The organism is Flavobacterium pisciphilum, assembly GCF_020905345.1.
GTDB lineage: Bacteria > Bacteroidota > Bacteroidia > Flavobacteriales > Flavobacteriaceae > Flavobacterium > Flavobacterium pisciphilum.
On sequence record NZ_JAJJMO010000001.1, the window covers coordinates 3,494,454 to 3,514,211 of the forward strand.

Here is a 19,758-nt window from a genome sequence, read left to right on the forward strand (position 1 = left end):
TTCGGTGTGGGGGAGAAACTTTCTAATAGTATTTATGTTTCTTTATCTCAGTATGTTAAGATATTGTTTGATTGCTTGTTATCCTAGATGATAACAAATGATTGAAAAGTTGTCCAAAGCAACTAACGACCTTAAGGTGGTTATTGCGGCGGGGCTCACCTCTTCCCATCCCGAACAGAGAAGTTAAGCCCGCCTGCGCAGATGGTACTGCAGTTATGTGGGAGAGTATGTCGTCGCCTTTCTTTAAAACCCTGTTCTAACGAACAGGGTTTTTTTCTACAAATGTAGATATGGTACCTTAGCTCAGATGGTAGAGCAATGGACTGAAAATCCATGTGTCCCTGGTTCGATCCCTGGAGGTACCACTATAATGCTCGGATGGTGAAATTGGTAGACACGCTGGACTTAAAATCCAGTGAACAGCAATGTTCGTGCGGGTTCAAGTCCCGCTCTGAGTACTAAAAACTTCAATTGGCTTTGCTAATTGAAGTTTTTTTTTGTCTATTACTTAACGAGACAAGATGTACGATTGATTGGCTTATAAACTATTTCATGTTTTAGGAATCAATATATACCCAAAGAGTATGAAACTAGGCTATGGTTAGCCTAAAAAGGAAAATCTATACAAGTCCTCATACTTCAATCTAAACCCTCTTTATTTTTCCTCAGAATGATTCTGTTCAAGTTTTCAGTATTCCAATTGACAAAGTAATTTAAAATGTTTGATAGGGGCTTATAGGTATTTGTAATTGTTCGGGAGAAATGTACAGAAAGACTTGAATATAGATTGATTTACTTTATGTCTAATACGTGAAGTGCTGTTGATTTGGATTGTCAAAAGAATAGCAATTTTTTTAATTTTATAGTGTTATAATTAGTTTTACAGGTTCATACATCTCTAAGTTATTAGAGCGCTTTAAAACAAAGCTAGATGTGTATAAATATTATTTCATATGTATAAATAAAAAAACCTGCTCAAGGAGCAGGCTTAGTAACTATTTTAAATTTTAGATTAATCTTCGGTATCTTTAGTTTCTTCTAGATCTTCTGATTTTCTTCCAATTTTTATTTTAGGGTTGTCTTTGGTTCCTTTGATTATTAATGGAATCCCTATGATTCCTAAAGGTGGTAATCCTAATCTCATTTTAATATTTAATTTACCATCTAAACTAGTTGTTCCTTCTATTCTTGGTCTGAAACCTGCAAATTTGAATTTGAATCGTTCTAGGGTAATTATATTATTTTTGATACTACTCTTAATATCAACTTTAGTGATTTGTGGATTTTTTATTGCTTCATGGCTTGTTGTTTTGCTTACAGCATTAAACATTTTCATACCATAGAGTTTAATGTCATTTACAGAAATTACACCTTCGCCAACTAATGATGGGTAAACAGGTTCCATATTGGCATTAAGTCTTCCTTTTAATTTGTAATCTAGAGAAACGGTTCCTTGTGCTTTTTCTGCTGCACTAGCCATTTTTCTAAACATTTCAATTTCATTATAGGCTTTTTTAACGTCAAAATCTGTTGCTTTAATGCTATAGTCAAATAAAGCTTTTTTCATTGTTAAAGCTTGATAAGTTGCGTCCATCGCTACTTCACAGCCTATTAGATTGAAACCTGTATTTTGCATGGTTAAAATCCCTTTGTTCATTTTGAGATTTCCTTTTGCGTTATTTAAGGCAAGTTTATTGAAGTTAACTTTTTGAGCGTTTGCTTGAAATTGTAAATTGAAATTCTTCGGAATCATGATAACTCCTGTTTGTGTCACTTCTACTTTAGGAGCTTCAGTATTTGTATCAGTGCTTGCAGTTGTATTACTTGTCTCAGTAGTTGTACTTGACATAAATTCATCAACATTGATGTATTTTGAATTTATAACAAATGATCCTTTTAAGACACCATTTTTGGTTGTCATGAAATTAAAGACATTTTGTAAATATCCATTCATTTTAAAATCGGACTGACCATACGTTGACATAAAGTTTCTGAAAAACATTTTGTCTTGGTTTATTTTAAAGACTCCTTCTTTAATAATAAACTTCTTAGGCAGGTATTCAGATACAATTCCTATATTCTTAATTGCTAAAGTCCCTTTATTATTGAGCTTGCTGTAGTTTCCTTTTTCGGCATCACTTTGCTTTCCTTTTAAAACTAAATCGGCTTTAATTGAGCCATCTAAATCTAGTCCTTTTTGAGAAAAAACTCTATATATTTTACTTATATCCAATTCTCCTTTGGCTTTAATGTCATAAGTTAGATCATTAAAGTTGCTTAGGTCTGCATTAATATAAAAGGGTTTTCCTTCAAAGGTTATCTGTGCTGGAGACAATTTAACTTTCAAATCATCAAAAGTTCCTTTTTCATTATTAATTTTTGAAACAATAGTTATATCAGTAATTGGATTTGGATAATATTTAGTTTTTATATATCCATTTTTTAAGTCTATAGTTCCTGAGGTTACTGGGAAAAGTTTGTTTTTTAAATCAAATATTCCTTTTGCTTTGACATCTCCAATAAGATTTCCTTTTAACTCAATGTCTGGGATTGCAAATGCTTGAATTAGTTTTTCTATATCTATTTGACTGTTTAGATCAATGTCTACTTCTGGGGTATTAACTCCTTTTACATGAAATTTAGATCTTAAATAATCTTTATTGATGTTTAAGGCCAAGTTTTTTGCATCTACAACTAGAAGATCTGGATTTAACGAAGGTAATTTTGTGTTTATATCTAGATTTAAATTGGAAATAGGAAATGAACTTTTATTATAGTTTACATACCCATCTTTTATTTTTAAATCTACGTTTAAATCTGGTGCAATATTCTGAGAGGCGATATATTTACCTTTTAGGGTAAGTAACAGGTTTGTATTTCCTTTTAAATCTGTTTTTGATAGCCAAGTAACAAATTTTGGTGGGAATGCTGTAAATACATCATGCAATTGACTGTCGTCTGATTTTATTATGAAATCAATATTATAACCGTCTTTTAAAAAGTCAAATTTCCCTTTAAAATCAACTATTAGCTGATTTATTTTTAAGTTATTTTGCTCAAAAAGAAAAGATAAAGAGTTTACATTTACTTTGGTGATTAAGTCTGCATCTACCTTTTTATTCATTAGGTAGGGCTCATTTTCATATAAGATATTAAGCTTTTCGATTTTAGCTTTTGAATATAAATCGAAGATGTCTTTACTTAAATCTCCCTTTCCTGAATAATTGAATCCAAAAACATCTAGATGTACATTGGTTGATAAATCATCATAGATTATTTTGCTATTGATAATTTCAATCTTTTCTAATTTTAAAGATGTATCATCACTACTCTCTGTAGTTTTTTCTGCTTCAGCTGATTTGTAAATGTTATAATTTGCTTCACCATTTTTATTAACTTTTACATTAATAAAAGAATTAGACAGATAAATTTGGTCGATGCTAATAGTTTCTCCAAAAAGCAAACTACTTATGTTGATACCAAAAGAAACTTCTTTTGCAGTAACAAAGTCTTCTTTTTGAAATGGAGCTGATCCATTTAATTTTAAATCATTTAAAGTTAACGTTAATGATGGGAAATGGTGAAAGAATGAAATATTAGCATCTGAATAATTTAGCTCAGCATTAAGTTTTCTATTTGCTGTTTTTTTTATCTCTTCTTTTATCTTATCTGAAAAGATATAAGGTGTTACAAAAAGTAGTGCTAAAATAACGACAAACGCTATTCCAATGTATTTTACTATTCTGTATAAAATGGGTTTCAAATTACTTTTTGCCATGATATGTGTTTTGAAAAAAATTAGTTTTTATCCGTGAATAGTTTCTTGTTTACCATAATTTGTTATGATTGAAGTCTCAAATTCAATCCACTCAGCCCAACGTTTATCAACATCTATATTATCTGTGTACTTTCTCGCAAAACCAAGAAAAGTGGTGTAATGTCCTGCTTCAGATATCATTAAATCACGATAGAATTTTGCTAATTCCTGATCTTGTATGTTTTCTGAAAGAACTTTAAAACGTTCACAACTTCTAGCTTCAATCATAGCAGAAAATAATAAACGGTCAACTAATGCATCTTTACGGCTCCCATCTTTTTTCATAAATTTAAACAACTCATTTACATAATGATCCTTGCGCTCACGGCCAAGGGTCAATCCTTTTCTTTTAATTAAATCATGTACCATTTGTAAATGTTCTAATTCTTCTCTTGCAATTACCAATAATTCCGTTACTAATTCCTCTAATTCTGAATTGTAAGTAATTAAACTAATAGCATTTGAAGCAGCTTTTTGCTCACACCAAGCATGGTCGGTAAGAATCTCTTCGATGTTCGATTCGACAATGTTTACCCAACGTGGGTCTGTAGCTAATTTTAATCCTAACATGATATTTAATTTATAACCTACAAAATTAGTGTTTTATTCCCGATTTTTGGTTTTTATGATGATTTTGCGACTTAAATAGTATTATTTTGTAGTTGAAATAAAATAGGGTATGAGTAAGCTTAAAAAGCTTTTAATAATTGGTTTTGTATGGCCTGAGCCTAATTCATCGGCAGCAGGTGGAAGAATGATGCAATTAATTTCAATTTTTCAAGAACGAGGATTTGATATTACTTTTGCTAGTCCAGCTTTGGATAGTGATTTTATGATTGATTTGCCAGCGTTGGGAATTGATAAGAAAACCATTGCATTAAATTGTTCTAGTTTTGATGACTACATAAAAGAACTAAATCCATCGATTGTTTTGTTTGATCGGTTTATGATTGAAGAACAGTTTGGATGGCGTGTGTCTGAAAGTTGTCCTGAGGCGTTACGTATTTTGGATACTGAAGATTTACATTGTTTGCGTCAGGCACGTCAAAAAGCATTCAAAGAAAATAGAAATTTTGTAGTTACTGATTTATTCTCAGAGGAAGTGGCCAAACGTGAAATTGCTAGTATTTTGCGTTGTGATTTGTCATTGATGATTTCTGAGTTTGAAATGGAGTTATTACAAACTGTCTTTAAAATTGATACTGCATTATTGTATTACTTGCCTTTTTTGTTAGAATCAATTTCTGAGGAAACATTAGATGAATTGCCTTCTTTTGAAGAAAGAGATCATTTTATTTTTATTGGTAATTTTTTGCATGAGCCCAATTGGAATACTGTTCAATATTTAAAAGAATCGATTTGGCCTTTGATAAGAAAACAATTGCCTGATGCAGTTTTAAATATCTACGGAGCATATCCTTCACAAAAAGTTTTACAATTGCATCAGCCTAAATTTGGTTTTTGTATTATGGGTCGTGCAGAGGATGCTCAAGAGGTGGTGAAACAATCCCGAGTAGTTTTGGCTCCAATACGATTTGGTGCAGGATTAAAAGGAAAATTAGTTGAAGCCATGCAAGTTGGAACACCAAGCGTAACGACAGCAATAGGTGCTGAAGCGATGAATGGAGATTTGCCTTGGAATGGTTTTATTGTTAACGAGGCTCTGGATATTGCAAATGCGGCTGTTGCTTTATACCAAAATAAAAGCCTTTGGTTAGAAGCACAAAAAAAGGGAGTAGAAATTATTAATTCTCGTTATCTAAAGGATAATTATGCAATAGACTTCATTAAAAAAGTACTGTATTTACAATCTAATTTACTCTCGCACCGTAATAATAATTTTATGGGAAGCATGTTACAGCATCATACTTTAAGAAGTACAAAATATATGTCTAAATGGATTGAAGCCAAGAATAAAAATTAAATTATTGTCTTGCCAAATCCTACCGTTTCTCTATATATCTGTGGCGATACATCGGCATTTGTTTTAAAGAATCGGCTAAAATAATGCTCGTCATCATATCCTAATTCATAGGCAATTTCTTTTACTGTCTTGTTTGTCATGTATAATTCTCTTTTGGCTTCGATGATGATTCTTTCAGCAATAAGATCTGTGAGTGTTTTGTTGAAATAATTTTTAGATAGTTTTGCTAATGCTTTAGGAGAAATATTTAGTATTTCGGCATAATTACCTGCTGAATGTTTTGTTTTAAAATTAAGTTCAATAGCATCTTTAAGACTTTGAAGTATGAATGGTTCTTTAGAATCCGGGGTTAATTTTATTTCTTCTTGCTGTTGTTTTTTAAGTCTAGAAGCTGTGATTAAAAATATCTTTAAATAAGAAATCAACAATTCATATTGTGCCAATGCTGTGTTTTGCATTTCTGCTTTCATTTGGTTCACAACCATTTTAAAAGTTTCTGCTGCTTGATCTGTAATGTGTGTAAATGGTGGTTGATATACGTTGTTGAATAAAATACCATTGCAAGAAACTTCTTTTTGATGCATGTGGATGCAGTAAAAATCTGGATGAAAATGGATGGCAATACCTTGAATATTTTCTTTTACACATAACATAAAAGGTTGGTAAGGAGAAAACGCTAGTAGTGAATTTTCTTCAAAAGCATGCTCTGCAAAATCAGCTTTTACTTTTCCGTGTCCTTTGGTAACCCATATTAATGAGAAATAATTGTTGCGTTGCAAATGATCATAATGACTATTGTTGTCAAAATAAAATAATTTGAAAGCTAGATTTCCATTCTGAGGATTAATTATAGTGTAAACATCTTGGTTGTTCATTTCAAGTACAGATTTGTAGATTACAGTATGTTTCTTTAAGTTGATTAAAGAGTATGTAAATCGTTTGTGTATTTTATACTAAAGGTAGTCATGAAAATTTTTCAGAACTACCTTATTGTATATTTTTTATTAAATAAGATTGAGAAAATTATACTGTTGGAAAATCAATTTCGGTATTTGCAGTATTATTAAAATAATTGGTAAGAATGTTTAAAGCTACATGTGCGACAATTTCTCCAATTTCTCCGTCTGAATAACCTGCGGTTTTAACGCTTTGTACATCTTCATCATTTACCAATCCGTTTTTGCTTATTAATGTTTTTGCAAATTGTAGCGCAGCATTCGTTTTTGAATCTGTTGAAATTCCTTTTCTAGCATCTTGTAAAATAGTTTTGTCAATTTTTACTAATTTTTCGCCAATGTAGCTATGTGCTGCAATGCAATAATCGCATGAATTACTTTCTCCGATTGTTAATGCAAGTAGTTCTCCTGTTTTTGTCCCAAGTTTACCATGACTCAATGCACCGCTCAAATTTAAATACCCTTCTAGTACTGCAGGTGAGTTTCCCATAGTTCTCATCATATTAGGAACTGTACCTAGTTTTGTTTGTACAGCGTTAAATAATTCTTTTGTTTTTCCTGTTGCTTCTTCTGGTGATAATGCTTTTAATCGTATCATTTTTATTTGTTTTTATGTTATGCCTTATGACATTACAAAGATGCGACGATGCTTAATCTTAGAACATGGAGAATTTACGCTATGTGATGGACAATTTTTCTTGTTGGTTTTTGGATATAAAAAAATCCCGATTATTTTAAGTAATCGGGATTTTTATAAATCTATTGTTTTAGCAAGTTTTCTACACTTTGAATTGTGGTTTGGTGATAACCTGATTTTGCTTTGTCAAAAATTTGTTTTGCCCAAGCTTTGCCTTCAGGAGTTTTTACCATTTCTTTATAAAGTGTCATTAATGAGCCTGTTCTACTAGTGGCAATCATAAATTGTTCTATTGCTGGATAAGCTACTGTATATTTATGACGAATAGAAGGAACAAACCATTGGCGCTTAATCACGAAGTTACCTCCTTTTGTGAAGTTAAATTCAGCATCTATTTCACCCATCTCTTTTGGAGTTATATCTTCTGGAAGATAATCTATGAAATGTTGTTTTTCTGTAGTTGATTTTATTTTTTGACTCAATCCTTTAATTCCTGTTTTTCTCCACGTTTTTTGGATTTGGTCTATTGCATTAAAATCTTCAGAATTTACAGGAGTTATGTTTGATGGTACACCAGGTTTGTAAATCCATTCTTCTGCTTTTATTTTATCTGCTAAAGCTTTGTCATTTTTTATCAGGTTTTCGTTTAAGTAGCTTACGAAATCTTCTGTTGTTATTGATTTAAATGCATGCGCATTAAAGTAATTTTTAATGAAAGCATCAAATTTTTCACGACCTACGGCATGTTCGATTACTTTTAAAAATTCATATCCCTTTGCATACGGAATTTGATTTATTCCATCATCAGGGTTTTTTCCTGTAAGAGATACTTTTAAACGGGTATCTGGATTTGTTTTTCCAAATTCTGCGATATTGTCATCTAATTCTTTGCGGCTTATAACGGCTTGCATTTCAGCTTCTTTTTTGCCAAAAATTTCCTCACCAATTCTATGCTCTACATAAGTTGTGAATCCTTCATTTAACCAAATATCATCCCAAGTAGCATTGGTAACTAAGTTTCCGCTCCAGCTATGTCCTAATTCATGTGCTAATAAACTTGTTAGTGAACGATCCCCAGCCAAAACTCCAGGAGTTAGGAATGTTAAATTTGGATTCTCCATTCCGCCATAAGGGAAACTTGGAGGTAAAACCAATACATCATATCGACCCCAACGGTATGGACCGTACAATTTCTCAGCAGCAACTACCATTTTTCCTAGTTCTGCAAATTCCCATGCTGCTTTTTTAAGAACTGATGGTTCTGCGTAAACACCTGTTCTGTTATCTATAGATTGAAATTGAATGTCTCCAACTGCAATTGCCATTAAATAAGATGGTATTTCTTTGTCTTGCTTAAAAGTATATACTCCTGTATCGTTTTTTTGTTGTGGATTTACAGCGCTCATTACTGCCATTAAATCTTTAGGCACAGTAACTTTTGCAGAATAAGTAAAACGAACGCTAGGGGAGTCTTGACATGGAATCCAAGTGCGTGACCAAATACTTTCTCCTTGGGAGAAAAGAAAAGGATGCTTTTTATCTGCTGTTTGTTGTGGAGTTAACCATTGTAATGCAATAGCTTCTTTGGTTGTGCTGTAATAGATGTTGACTTTGGTTGTAGTTGGCTCTATTGTTACGTGAAGCGGTTTTCCGTGTAATTCAACTTCTTTCCCAAGTTCGAATTTGGTTTCTTTTTCGTCATCGCCTAATGTTACTTTGGTGATGTTAAGTGTGTTTTCGTCAAAAATAATTTCGTTGCCTTTGCTAACATTGTCAATTAACCAAGATGCTTTTCCTGTAATTGATTGTGTTTCAAAATCAACTTTAATATCAAGATCTAAGTGTTTTACAACAGCTAGTTCTGGTTTTGAGAATGAATGTTCGTCTTTAACGATTGTTGGTTGTTTTGTTTCGTCTTTTTTCTGACAAGCCAAAGCCGTCAAAAAGAGGGTTAGTAGATATAGTTTTTTCATTTTTATAAGGAATTGGTTTAAAATGTAAAATAAATAAAAAAATCCCATTTTGAAACTTCAAAATGGGATTTTTAATAAATATAACCTTCGATTTTACTCAGGTTGACAAAATTATGCCAACATTGTAACTGGGCTTTCGATGTATTGTTTCAATGTTTGTAAGAATTGAGCACCTGTTGCACCATCAATTGTTCTGTGGTCACAAGCTAATGATAACATCATTGTGTTTCCTACTACAATTTGACCGTTTTTAACCACTGGTTTCTCTACGATAGCACCTACTGATAAGATTGCTGAGTTTGGTTGGTTTATGATTGAATTAAATTCAGTAATACCAAACATTCCAAGGTTAGAAACTGTGAAAGTACTTCCTTCCATTTCTTGTGGTCCAAGTTTTTTGTTCTTAGCTCTTCCAGCAAGATCTCTTACGCTAGCGCCAATTTGAGATAAGCTCATAGCATCTGTAAATTTCAATACAGGAACTACTAATCCATCTTCAACAGCTACTGCAACACCAATATTTACATGGTGGTTGATGATGATAGCATCTTCTTTCCACTGTGAGTTAATTTTTGGGTGTTTTTTCAATGCCAAAGCACAAGCTTTGATTACCATATCATTAAATGATACTTTAGTATCTGGAACACTGTTTATTGTAGCTCTTGATTGCATTGCTTCATCCATGCTTACTTCTATCACTAAGTTATAGTGTGGAGCTGTAAACAATGATTCTGCTAAACGTTTTGCAATAATTTTTCGCATTTGCGAATTTTTGATCTCTTCTGTGAAAACTTCACCAGCAGGAACAAAAACTTTAGGAGCAGCAACTGTAGCTTCTGGAGCTTTAGCAGTTGTTGCAGCTGGTTGTAAAGGAGTAGCAGTTGCAGGTGTGAAGTTTTCGATATCGCTTTTTACGATACGTCCGTTTTCACCAGTTCCTTTTACTTGTGATAATTGAATTCCTTTATCAGAAGCAATTTTTTTAGCTAATGGTGAAGCAAGAATTCTTTTTCCATCACTAACTACTTCAACAGTTTCGGCAGTTTCTTGTGCAGGAGCTGCTTTAGTTTCTTCTGTTGCTTTTGCAGGAGCAGTTCCTCCAGCAGTATAGTTTTCTGAAATACCTGAAATATCTGTTCCAGCAGGTCCAATGATAGCTAATAAACTATCAACAGGAGCTGTATTTCCTTCTTGTATTCCAATATATAATAATGTTCCTTCGTTGAAAGACTCAAATTCCATTGTTGCTTTGTCTGTTTCGATTTCAGCAAGAATATCTCCTTCAGCAACTGCATCGCCAACTTTTTTCAACCAAGTTGCAACTGTACCTTCGGTCATAGTATCACTTAATCGAGGCATAGTAACTACAACAACACCTTTTGGTAATTCTGTTGCAGCTTTTGCAGGAGCTGGTGTTTCTGTAGTTGTAGCTGGTGCAGCTTCAGCTTTTGGAGCTTCAGCAGCAGGAGCATCTCCTCCAGCGATTAATGCCGTAACATCTTCGCCTTCGTTTCCTATAATTGCTAATAATGAATCAACAGGAGCAGTTTCTCCAGCTGGGATTCCTATATATAAAAGAGTTCCTTCATTGAAAGACTCAAATTCCATTGTTGCTTTGTCAGTTTCAATTTCAGCAAGGATATCTCCTTCGCTAATTTTGTCTCCTACTTTTTTAAGCCAAGTTGCTACCGTTCCTTCCGTCATAGTATCGCTCAAACGAGGCATTGTTACTTTTATCGCCATAATATTTTATAGTTTATGAGGGGTGAATGGATAGTTTTCTTGTGCGTATACCACATCATAAAGTTGTTGTAAGTCTGGATATGGTGATTCTTCAGCAAATTTCACACATTCTTCTACTAAGTCTTTAACTCTTTGGTCAATAACTTCAATTTCTTCTTCTGTAGCAAATTTTTGATCTAGAATTACATCAAGTACTTGTGTAATTGGGTCAATTTTTTTGTATTCTTCTACTTCTTCTTTAGAACGATATAATTGTGCATCAGACATTGAGTGTCCTCTGTAACGGTATGTTTTCATTTCTAAGAATGTTGGACCATCACCACGACGAGCTCTTTCAACTGCTTCGTACATAGCTTCTGCAACTTTCACTGGGTTCATTCCATCAACTGGTCCACAAGGCATTTCGTAACCTAAACCAAGTTTCCAAATATCAGTGTGGTTTGCAGTTCTTTCAACAGAAGTTCCCATTGCATATCCGTTGTTTTCAACAATAAACACTACTGGAAGTTTCCATAGCATAGCCATGTTAAAAGCTTCGTGTAGAGAACCTTGTCTTGCTGCTCCATCACCAAAATAAGTCATGGTTACACCACCTGTTTCAAAATATTTATCTGCAAAAGCTAAACCAGCTCCTACAGGAATTTGTCCACCTACAATTCCGTGACCTCCGTAAAAACGGTGTTCTTTTGAGAAAATGTGCATTGAACCACCCATTCCTTTAGATGTTCCAGTTGCTTTTCCTAAAAGTTCAGCCATTACACGTTTTGGGTCAACACCCATACCAATTGGTTGCACGTGATTTCTGTAAGCAGTTATCATTTTATCTTTTGTCAAATCCATGACATGCAATGCACCAGCTAGTACAGCTTCTTGACCATTATATAGGTGAAGAAATCCTCTTACTTTCTGTTGGATGTACAATGCTGCTAGTTTGTCTTCAAACTTTCTCCAAAGTAGCATGTCCTCATACCACTTTAAATATACCTCTTTTGTAACTTCTTTCATCTGAATTCTTTCTTTTGCTAAAGTGTTTCTGTTATCAATTGTTGCCTATAACGCAAAATAGTTTCCTCCCACAAATTTGCGCCCGATGGGTCGGGATGCAAAAATAAGACTTTCCTACTTAGAACTAAAATTTATAAGCTAATTTTTGGTTTTTTTTACAAGAACTTTTTATCAAACATGAAAGGAAGTAAATTTTTTAGGGATGCAGATTGATAAATTTGACCTATTTCGCCCATGAAATAAATTTCGATAGGGGTGTCTTGTTTTATCTCATATTCTGCAATTGATTGTCTGCAAGATCCACAAGGTGGAATAGGGGCTATTGTTTGATTTGTATCTGAAGCTGCTGAAATTGCAATTTTTAAAATTTTAGCTTCAGGGTAAATGGCTCCTGCATGAAAAATAGCTACTCGCTCTGCACAAAGACCAGATGGATAAGCAGCATTTTCTTGATTTGAACCTAAAACAATTTTACCATTATCTAAAAGTAAGGCAGCACCAACTCTAAATTTAGAATATGGAGCATATGCTTTTTTACGAATAGCGACTGCTTCGTTCATTAAGTCTTGAATGTCTTTTGAAAGTTCGTCGATAGATTCAAAAACTGAAAATTGTGTGGTAATAGATATTTCTTTCATTATGTATTTAGGAAAAAAAATCCAAATTTCAATATTTTTGAAATTTGGATTGTTATAATTGTTTATAAGTGCTTTTATTAATATACTTCGTATTTGTCCCCAAAGTTAAACGTTAGAGAGAAACGAAGTGTGTTTTCTAATGGATTTTTTACGTTTGAAGTAGAGAATAGGTATGAAACATCTACTTTAACTACGTTGTATTTGAAACCTGCTCCTAAAGAGAAGAATTTTCTAGCTCCTTTTTCTGGGCTTTCATGAAAATAACCAGCACGAAATGCAAATGAATCTTGATACATGTATTCTGCACCAATACTATAGGTTATCTCTTTTAATTCTTCACTAAATCCGCCTGGTGCATCACCAAAAGATTTAAAAATTCCAGATGCCCAACCTATTGATCGGTAGTTTTCTCTATTTTCTCTTATTTCTTGTGTTGTAGTTGTACCGTCTCCATCTAAATCAGGGTTTTGTGGTGTTGGAACTAATAATTTTCCGAATTCTACACCTACACCGATTTTGTTGTAATCATCTAAGATAAAGTCAAATCCTCCACCTACTTTTAAATTTGCAGGTAAGAAGTTAGCATTGATTTCATCATTATCGTATTTAATCTTTGGTCCTATGTTTTGAATATTGAAACCAGCTCTCCATCTTCCGTTAAAATCGCTATATGCAATTTCTTCTGATTGATAGAAACCAGCAACGTCTACAGCAAAAGAACTTGCTGGAGATGCATCTATATTTTCTGATGCAATTTTCAGATTAGAACGAATATATCTTCCTGCTACTGCCATAGAGAATTTCTCGCTTAGCTTTAATGAGTAGGATCCGTCAAGAGCAAACTCATTTGGAGATACAATTCTTTCTTGTTCTAGTGGATTATCTGTTTCTCGTAATGCAATATCACCAAAACCAAAATAACGGAAACTCGCTGCAAAAGCATTACGATCGTTTAGTTTGTTGTAATAGGTGATTTGACCTAATGAAACATCGTTTACTAAATCAGTAAGATAGGGGGTGTAACTGACAGAAAATCCTTGTTTGTCTTCGGAGAAGGCATACTTTGCGGGATTCCATTGTTGAGAAAAAGCGTCTACAGATGTGGCGACTCCTTGGTCGGCCATACCTGCTGCTCTAGCGTCGGCAGCTACTAATAAAAATGGCACTGCAGTTGTGATTGTTCTTTCTTGTGCCTTTGCTAGGGTAGCAATGAAAAGGCAAATTAAAATGAGGGTAGTTTTTTTCATCTAGGTTTCTAATAGTAAACAAATATAATATTTAATTAAAGTATGACAAGTTTTTCAATTTTTTCTGCTTTTTTATTTGTTGTGTTCGATTTGACTGTTAGTTTATAAATATAAACTCCTTTACCAATTCGATCTCCAAAATCGTCTCTTCCGTTCCAAGTTATGTCCCGAGATAAAAAACCTTCGGTAGTAATAATTTGGTTTTTTGTCCAAACAACTTTTCCAGTAATTGTCATTACTTGTATCTGAACTTCTAAGGGTTCATAAGGTCTGTTGTGTGAAAACCAAAACTCAGTATAGGTTGTGAACGGATTCGGGTAATTTAAAACATGCGTTAACGTAATTGTATCATCTCCCGATACTATAAATTGAATTTCGGCTGTTACTGGATTGTTGTAAACATCCCAAGCTGTAACCGAAACGGTGTGCAATCCTACTGCTAAATTACGGAATGGAAAGCGTAATGTTCCATGCGTATAATCATCTAACTTGGTTTGGTAGTAATCGTTTAATATATAAGGATTACTTACGTCTCCGTCTAAAATTGCAACTATGTCATGCCCGATTCCACTTGCAGTGTTGATCCCGTTTTCATCTTCAAGATTCGCAAGTAAAAAAGGAGATTCATTTGTAACCCCTCCTGATACAAATGTTTCATCATTCATATATAACTGCACTTTTGGACTATTATTGTCCTTGGGTGCATTTTCATTTATTCCTCCTATTTTTATTGTAGAATCATAGCCTGTCTGGTTCTCGAGAAGCTGTTGTTTTTTTGAATAAAAGCTAATTTTTCCGTTGCCTAGTGGAATTCTAATGTCTCTTGGTACTACAAAGCTAAACTCAAATAACCCATTTGTGATTGAGGCACTTCCTCTAAATATTGTTTCTCCTAGGGTGTTGAATTGCATTGGTGAGCTAAAACCGTTGTTATTAAGAGTTGAAGCTGTGATTATTTTATCGAATATCGCAGTTGTTAATTCTCCATTGTAGTTTGTTAGTAAATTATTGTTTTCATCTGTTATTTCGCCTGATAATTTGATTTTTGCTAGTGATTTAAAATCGTCAATTGGTTGAGAAATAACAACATCGTTTACTTTTGTTAGTTTTATTTTTGGTTTTGGGATTGCGAGCATTATGGCTGGATCACCAATATATACAATAACATTGCTAGAAGAGCTAGGATTACTGTTTTTAGAAATTCGTAATGATTCAGAAATAGTAGTGTATTGGTTAGATCCGTACGATAAGAGGTTTTTGGATAGAATGTCATTAAAGTTTTCGGCACTGTATTGTCCGATAGATCTTGTAGTTGTAAGCATGGCTATGGCGCCTCCTCTTGGATTCCAGTAGGTATATTCTCCTGCGGTTGGTCTTGTTGGGTCGTCAAATCTTGAGAATTCGCAAGTGATAGTTATAAATAAAGGATATTTGTATTGATTGTTTAAATTTTGTCCATCCGATTTTTCCCAGATTCGTTCTCCTGCTAAGCCATCTTCACCACCATGACCTAGGTAATTAAAGACTAGTGCTCCTTTTTCGAAAGCATTAAATAGGTCGGTTCTTGCTTTAGGATATCGAGCTCCCCCTGCAGAAGCTTCTTCTACATAAGAGTCTAGGAATATCTTGTCTACATTAAAGAAGGGTTTTTCGGTAGTGATAACATCAGCTAGTTTGTTTTGTCGGCTTTGCAATGTAGCGTCCGAAGCTTTGTCGGAGTCATCTGCGATTAATACAAAGTTGTTTTTCCAGTTTCCGAATGATTTTATATCGTGGTATTCGAGTACTTTATTGACCATTTCGCTTGCTTGTTTTGTGTCGTTAACAAGCATTCTTCCTACGGCTAAGTCTATTCCTCCGAAAAAGGAAGTTATATTTCCTTCATTGTTATCCATTAATCCATAAAAGTCGTCTGATGCAAATGAAGATTCTCCTGAAGTATTACTTTTTAATGAATGATATATAGGTACAATGTTTCCGTTGTTGTTGATTCTGTTTTTGTAATCGTAAGAAGCATCTCCAAAAAGATTGACATATTTAATTCTTTTTTCTGGCGTAGATGCGTTGTCGTAGATGTATTTAATGCAATTTCGAATAGCGGCTATGTCTTGTTTTCCAGATGAGAATTCTTGGTATATGGATTCTATTGTAATTACTTTTACACTTAAGTTAGAATAAGACCTGTGGAAAGTGGCTAGCTTTTCGGCTTGATTGAATAAAAAAGAAGGAGTGATGATGACATAATCAATGTCTTGAAAAGCGCCTTGGTTGTTCTTTAATAGTGTTCCTTTTAAGTTTTGATTGGAAATTTTGCTTTTGTTTTCTTTGTACGGTATGTAGTAATCCGAAGGGTCAAGGGCTATGTATTTCCGTACTTCTCCTAATTGCGCTTTAAAGTTGATTGTACTTTGATTTGAGTTTTCAATAGTAGTTACATTATATAGGTCTGTAACATCCCAAATTTGTGTAATTCCTGCTGTGTTTGTGATGTTGTAGTTAATAATCCCAATGCTTGAATCTGCTAAATCATATTGAAAAGGAAATTGTTTTCCATAACCTTGTAGTTTTCTTTTTGCAATTAGGCTTATCCTATCTAGGTATCCTTTAGATCCTGGAACTCCACTGTTGTTGTAGCTTAGTTTTATTTTTATGTTTTCGGCTCCTGTAAATGTTTTGTTTGAGGGTAAGGAATCAGTGAAGAATTTAATGTCAGAAGTTGGGCTTAATGAGCCTAAATTGATGTTTCCGATATCTTGCCCATTTGCGGTAATTTTAAAAGATGTATTTGTAAAGGAAGCAGCTGCTGTTTTTACTTGTATTTTGACAGGGATTGAGGTGTCAATATTTGGAAAGCCAAAATCGAATTCTTGTTCGTTATTGATGTCAAATGCTTCTCCGTACCATTCTCTACCTAAGTGAGCAATGTTTGTAAGGTCCTTTTCATGGAATTGACGGTCATCAAATGTTGAGATATTTATTGTGCTACTTCCTGTTGGAGGTTGCATTTGTGAAATTCTTTTCCCATCTCCTCCCTGAGTCGTTATATAATAGTATGATTTGTTGTCGTATAAATTATTGTAGGTTTTACTTTCGTTACTCCAAGTGTCTACGCCTTCTGCATAAAATAAGATGTAGTCATCATTGTCAAAGCTTCCGTCGTTTTCTCCAATAATTTGAATGGCATTTTCTATTAAGTCATTTGGGTAATAGGTGGCATTAGATAAAGGAAGCATTCTTCCTCCATTGCCGTATATTTTTATTTTTTTGGGATTGGTTTTTGTTAGGTCTGAGTTTATGCTTTGTAAGAAGCTTTTAGAGATTTTATAAACTCCTGATTTTTCAACATAAAATCGGTACCAATCTCCTGATGATAATACCGAATTGGAAATGCTTGCGCTTTTTCTAGTCAATGATGTTCTTGAAGAAGTGTTGTTTTGAGAGCTAGCTACTATATTATAGGTAAAGGATTTTACCCTTTTGTATCCATTTCCATCATTGATTATTGGAGATAGCGTTAGTAAAGCTTGATTTATTCCTCTTGCAGATGAAATTCTTATCGACTCATTGGTTGCTTTTGGTATGTTTTTTAGGGTTAAATCACCAAGTTGATTCTCTGAAATTGTTTCATAGATTATATTGGATAATTGAACGCTGCTGTTTTCAGAATAATTAGATTGTGTAAGGTTTAAAGTATATAAAATAGACTTTGTTTCGGCGTTTAAATAGTAATTATTACCCGAAAACAAAGGAGCATTTACAATAAAGTCTCCAAAATACATGTCTTTTTTGTCAAGCCAATTTAAAATGACATCGTCTTTTGTTTGAGCAAAAGAGTTGATATATAATAAGATAAAAAAAGTAAGTAGTGTCTTTTTCATTGTATGTGTTAACGAAAATATCATTGTTATATTATGGTAAGTAAAAATATGGTATTTAGTGTTATAGTAAATAATAAAAAGTATATTTTTGCGTTCGAGTAATGTAAGATGATTTGACAAAAATCGGGTACATGAAATATTTATAATTGTTTTTATAATTGATGTTGCAAATTAATTTTAATTATTATATTGCAGCACCTAAATTATTACCTACTAAAGAGTATGAAAGTAAACAAAATTATGGCCTTACAGTTAATGTTATCGATGACATTAGTTCTGGGAATGGCTAGCTGTAGTAAAAAATCTAGTTCAAGTGCATCAAGAGCTACGGGTTGGGATGTTAATAGTATTAATGGAACAGCACAAAATGTTTCTAATAAAAAACAACAAGCAGGACCGGGATTAGTTTTTGTAGAAGGAGGAACATTTACCATGGGTAAAGTTCAGGATGATGTTATGCATGATTGGAATAATACGCCAACACAACAACACGTTCAGTCTTTCTATATGGATGAGACTGAGGTGACAAATATGATGTATTTAGAATATCTTGAGTGGTTGAAAAAAGTTTTCCCACCTACTGAAGATAATTACAAACATATATATGAAGGAGCTTCGCCAGATACTTTGGTTTGGAGAAATCGTTTAGGTTATAATGAAACAATGACTAACAACTACTTAAGACATCCTGCATACGCAAACTACCCAGTAGTAGGTGTAAACTGGATTCAAGCAGTTGAATTTAGTAAATGGAGAACAAATCGTGTGAACGAAGCTGTTCTTGAGAAAAACGGATACCTTAAAAAAGGCGCTAAAACAAATGATGTTAACGCTGAAAGTAACTTTAATACAGAAACATATTTAATCGCACCTACATCTACATTTGGTGGAAACGAGGAAATTGTTTTAAAAGAAGGTAAAAAAGTAAGAAGAGCTAAAAAAGGAGAAACTGCTGAAGAGCCTAAAAATGTTTATGCACAGCGTTCTTCTGGAATTATCTTGCCAGAATATAGATTGCCTACAGAGGCTGAGTGGGAATATGCTGCTGCTGCTGATGTTGGACAAAGAGAATACAATATCTATAAAGGACAAAAGAAATATCCTTGGTCTGGAGATTATACTCGTTCTGGAAAAAGAGCAACTAGAGGAGATCAATTGGCAAACTTTAAACAAGGAAATGGTGATTATGGTGGTATAGCTGGATGGTCTGATGACGGTGCAGATATTACAAACGAAGTTAAAAAATATCCTGCAAATGATTTTGGATTGTATGATATGGCTGGAAACGTAGCCGAATGGGTTGCCGATGTTTACAGACCTCTTATTGATAATGAAGCAAATGACTTTAACTACTTTAGAGGTAACCTTTATGCTAAGAATAAAATTGGTAAAGATGGTAAAGTAGAAATCGTTACTAAAGAAACTATCAAATACGATACATTAAGTAATGGTAAAATTGTTGCTAGAAATTTCCCTGGAGATATCGCACAAGTACCAGTTGATGAGCAAGAAACTTATTTAAGACAAAACTTCTCTACAAGTGATAATATCAACTATAGAGATGGAGATAAGCAATCGACTAAGTATTATGATTTTGGTGGATCTGGAGAGGAAACTGCTGCAGAAAAAGCAAAACAAGCTATGTATAATTCTCCTAAACATAATGTAACAACAGATAGTTTAGGTAACATGGTTAGAAAATATGACAAGTCTAGCAAAAGAACAACTTTAGTAAATGACAATGTTAGAGTTTACAAAGGAGGTTCTTGGAGAGATAGAGCATATTGGTTAGATCCAGCACAAAGAAGATATTTGCCTCAAGATATGGCAACTGATTATATTGGTTTCAGATGTGCAATGTCAAGAGTAGGACCAAAATCTGAAAAAAGAAAATCACCTAGAAATTAAGAAATTTAATAATAGTAATAAAAGCCCTTTGA

At 33.5% G+C, this 19,758-nt stretch carries 12 protein-coding genes, 2 tRNA genes and 1 rRNA gene; 5 read left to right on the forward strand and 10 right to left on the reverse strand.

The annotated features are described in order from the left end of the window. The first annotated feature begins 132 nt into the window (after nucleotides 1–132). From rrf to LNQ49_RS14880, 3 genes are all read left to right on the forward strand, one after another. Nucleotides 133–242, forward strand: a 5S ribosomal RNA gene (rrf, locus tag LNQ49_RS14870). Between the two features lie 50 nt (nucleotides 243–292). Next, a tRNA-Phe gene (locus tag LNQ49_RS14875) sits at nucleotides 293–365 on the forward strand. Nucleotides 366–372: 7 nt separating this feature from the next. Continuing rightward, a tRNA-Leu gene (locus tag LNQ49_RS14880) sits at nucleotides 373–458 on the forward strand. A 554-nt stretch (nucleotides 459–1,012) separates the two neighbouring features. On the opposite strand, the gene LNQ49_RS14885 is transcribed toward LNQ49_RS14880, so the two are convergent. After that, nucleotides 1,013–3,778 (reverse strand): AsmA family protein, encoded by a 2,766-nt coding sequence (locus LNQ49_RS14885; RefSeq protein WP_229989804.1) that lies wholly within the window; start codon nucleotides 3,776–3,778, stop codon nucleotides 1,013–1,015. 27 nt (nucleotides 3,779–3,805) lie between these two features. Then, nucleotides 3,806–4,387 (reverse strand): MiaE family protein, encoded by a 582-nt coding sequence (locus tag LNQ49_RS14890; protein ID WP_229989805.1) that lies wholly within the window; start codon nucleotides 4,385–4,387, stop codon nucleotides 3,806–3,808. A gap of 109 nt (nucleotides 4,388–4,496) precedes the next feature. On the opposite strand from LNQ49_RS14890, the gene LNQ49_RS14895 reads away from it, so the two are divergent. After that, nucleotides 4,497–5,741: a glycosyltransferase gene (locus tag LNQ49_RS14895; RefSeq protein WP_229989806.1), complete on the forward strand. Its 1,245-nt coding sequence runs from the start codon at nucleotides 4,497–4,499 to the stop codon at nucleotides 5,739–5,741. Here LNQ49_RS14895 and LNQ49_RS14900 read toward each other — a convergent pair. From LNQ49_RS14900 to porU, 8 genes are all read right to left on the reverse strand, one after another. After that, entirely contained in the window at nucleotides 5,738–6,616 is an 879-nt protein-coding gene (locus tag LNQ49_RS14900; protein ID WP_229989807.1) for a helix-turn-helix domain-containing protein, read from the reverse strand. The two genes, LNQ49_RS14895 and LNQ49_RS14900, sit on opposite strands and share 4 nt — an antisense overlap. Nucleotides 6,617–6,764: 148 nt before the next feature. After that, nucleotides 6,765–7,295, reverse strand: coding sequence for a carboxymuconolactone decarboxylase family protein (locus tag LNQ49_RS14905; protein ID WP_229989808.1), 531 nt, complete (start codon nucleotides 7,293–7,295; stop codon nucleotides 6,765–6,767). 161 nt (nucleotides 7,296–7,456) lie between these two features. Beyond that, complete coding sequence (locus LNQ49_RS14910; RefSeq protein ID WP_229989809.1) at nucleotides 7,457–9,307, reverse strand: hydrolase/aminopeptidase; 1,851 nt, start codon at nucleotides 9,305–9,307, stop codon at nucleotides 7,457–7,459. Between the two features lie 111 nt (nucleotides 9,308–9,418). Further along, on the reverse strand, nucleotides 9,419–11,050 hold the full coding sequence (locus LNQ49_RS14915; protein ID WP_229989810.1) for a dihydrolipoamide acetyltransferase family protein: 1,632 nt from the start codon (nucleotides 11,048–11,050) through the stop codon (nucleotides 9,419–9,421). A gap of 6 nt (nucleotides 11,051–11,056) precedes the next feature. Continuing rightward, nucleotides 11,057–12,055 (reverse strand): pyruvate dehydrogenase (acetyl-transferring) E1 component subunit alpha, encoded by a 999-nt coding sequence (pdhA, locus tag LNQ49_RS14920; RefSeq protein ID WP_229989811.1) that lies wholly within the window; start codon nucleotides 12,053–12,055, stop codon nucleotides 11,057–11,059. A gap of 155 nt (nucleotides 12,056–12,210) precedes the next feature. Then, nucleotides 12,211–12,693 carry a cytidine deaminase gene (gene cdd / locus LNQ49_RS14925; RefSeq protein WP_229989813.1) on the reverse strand — a complete coding sequence of 161 codons (483 nt, stop codon included), beginning with the start codon at nucleotides 12,691–12,693 and terminating at the stop codon, nucleotides 12,211–12,213. 77 nt (nucleotides 12,694–12,770) lie between these two features. Further along, complete coding sequence (gene porV, locus LNQ49_RS14930; protein WP_229989815.1) at nucleotides 12,771–13,940, reverse strand: type IX secretion system outer membrane channel protein PorV; 1,170 nt, start codon at nucleotides 13,938–13,940, stop codon at nucleotides 12,771–12,773. Nucleotides 13,941–13,975: 35 nt separating this feature from the next. Beyond that, nucleotides 13,976–17,818 (reverse strand): type IX secretion system sortase PorU, encoded by a 3,843-nt coding sequence (porU, locus tag LNQ49_RS14935; protein ID WP_229989817.1) that lies wholly within the window; start codon nucleotides 17,816–17,818, stop codon nucleotides 13,976–13,978. Nucleotides 17,819–18,040: 222 nt separating this feature from the next. On the opposite strand from porU, the gene gldJ reads away from it, so the two are divergent. Beyond that, the gene (gldJ, locus tag LNQ49_RS14940) at nucleotides 18,041–19,726 is read left to right on the forward strand and encodes a gliding motility lipoprotein GldJ (RefSeq protein ID WP_229989818.1); all 1,686 of its coding nucleotides are present in this window, start codon (nucleotides 18,041–18,043) and stop codon (nucleotides 19,724–19,726) included. Nucleotides 19,727–19,758: the final 32 nt, after the last annotated feature.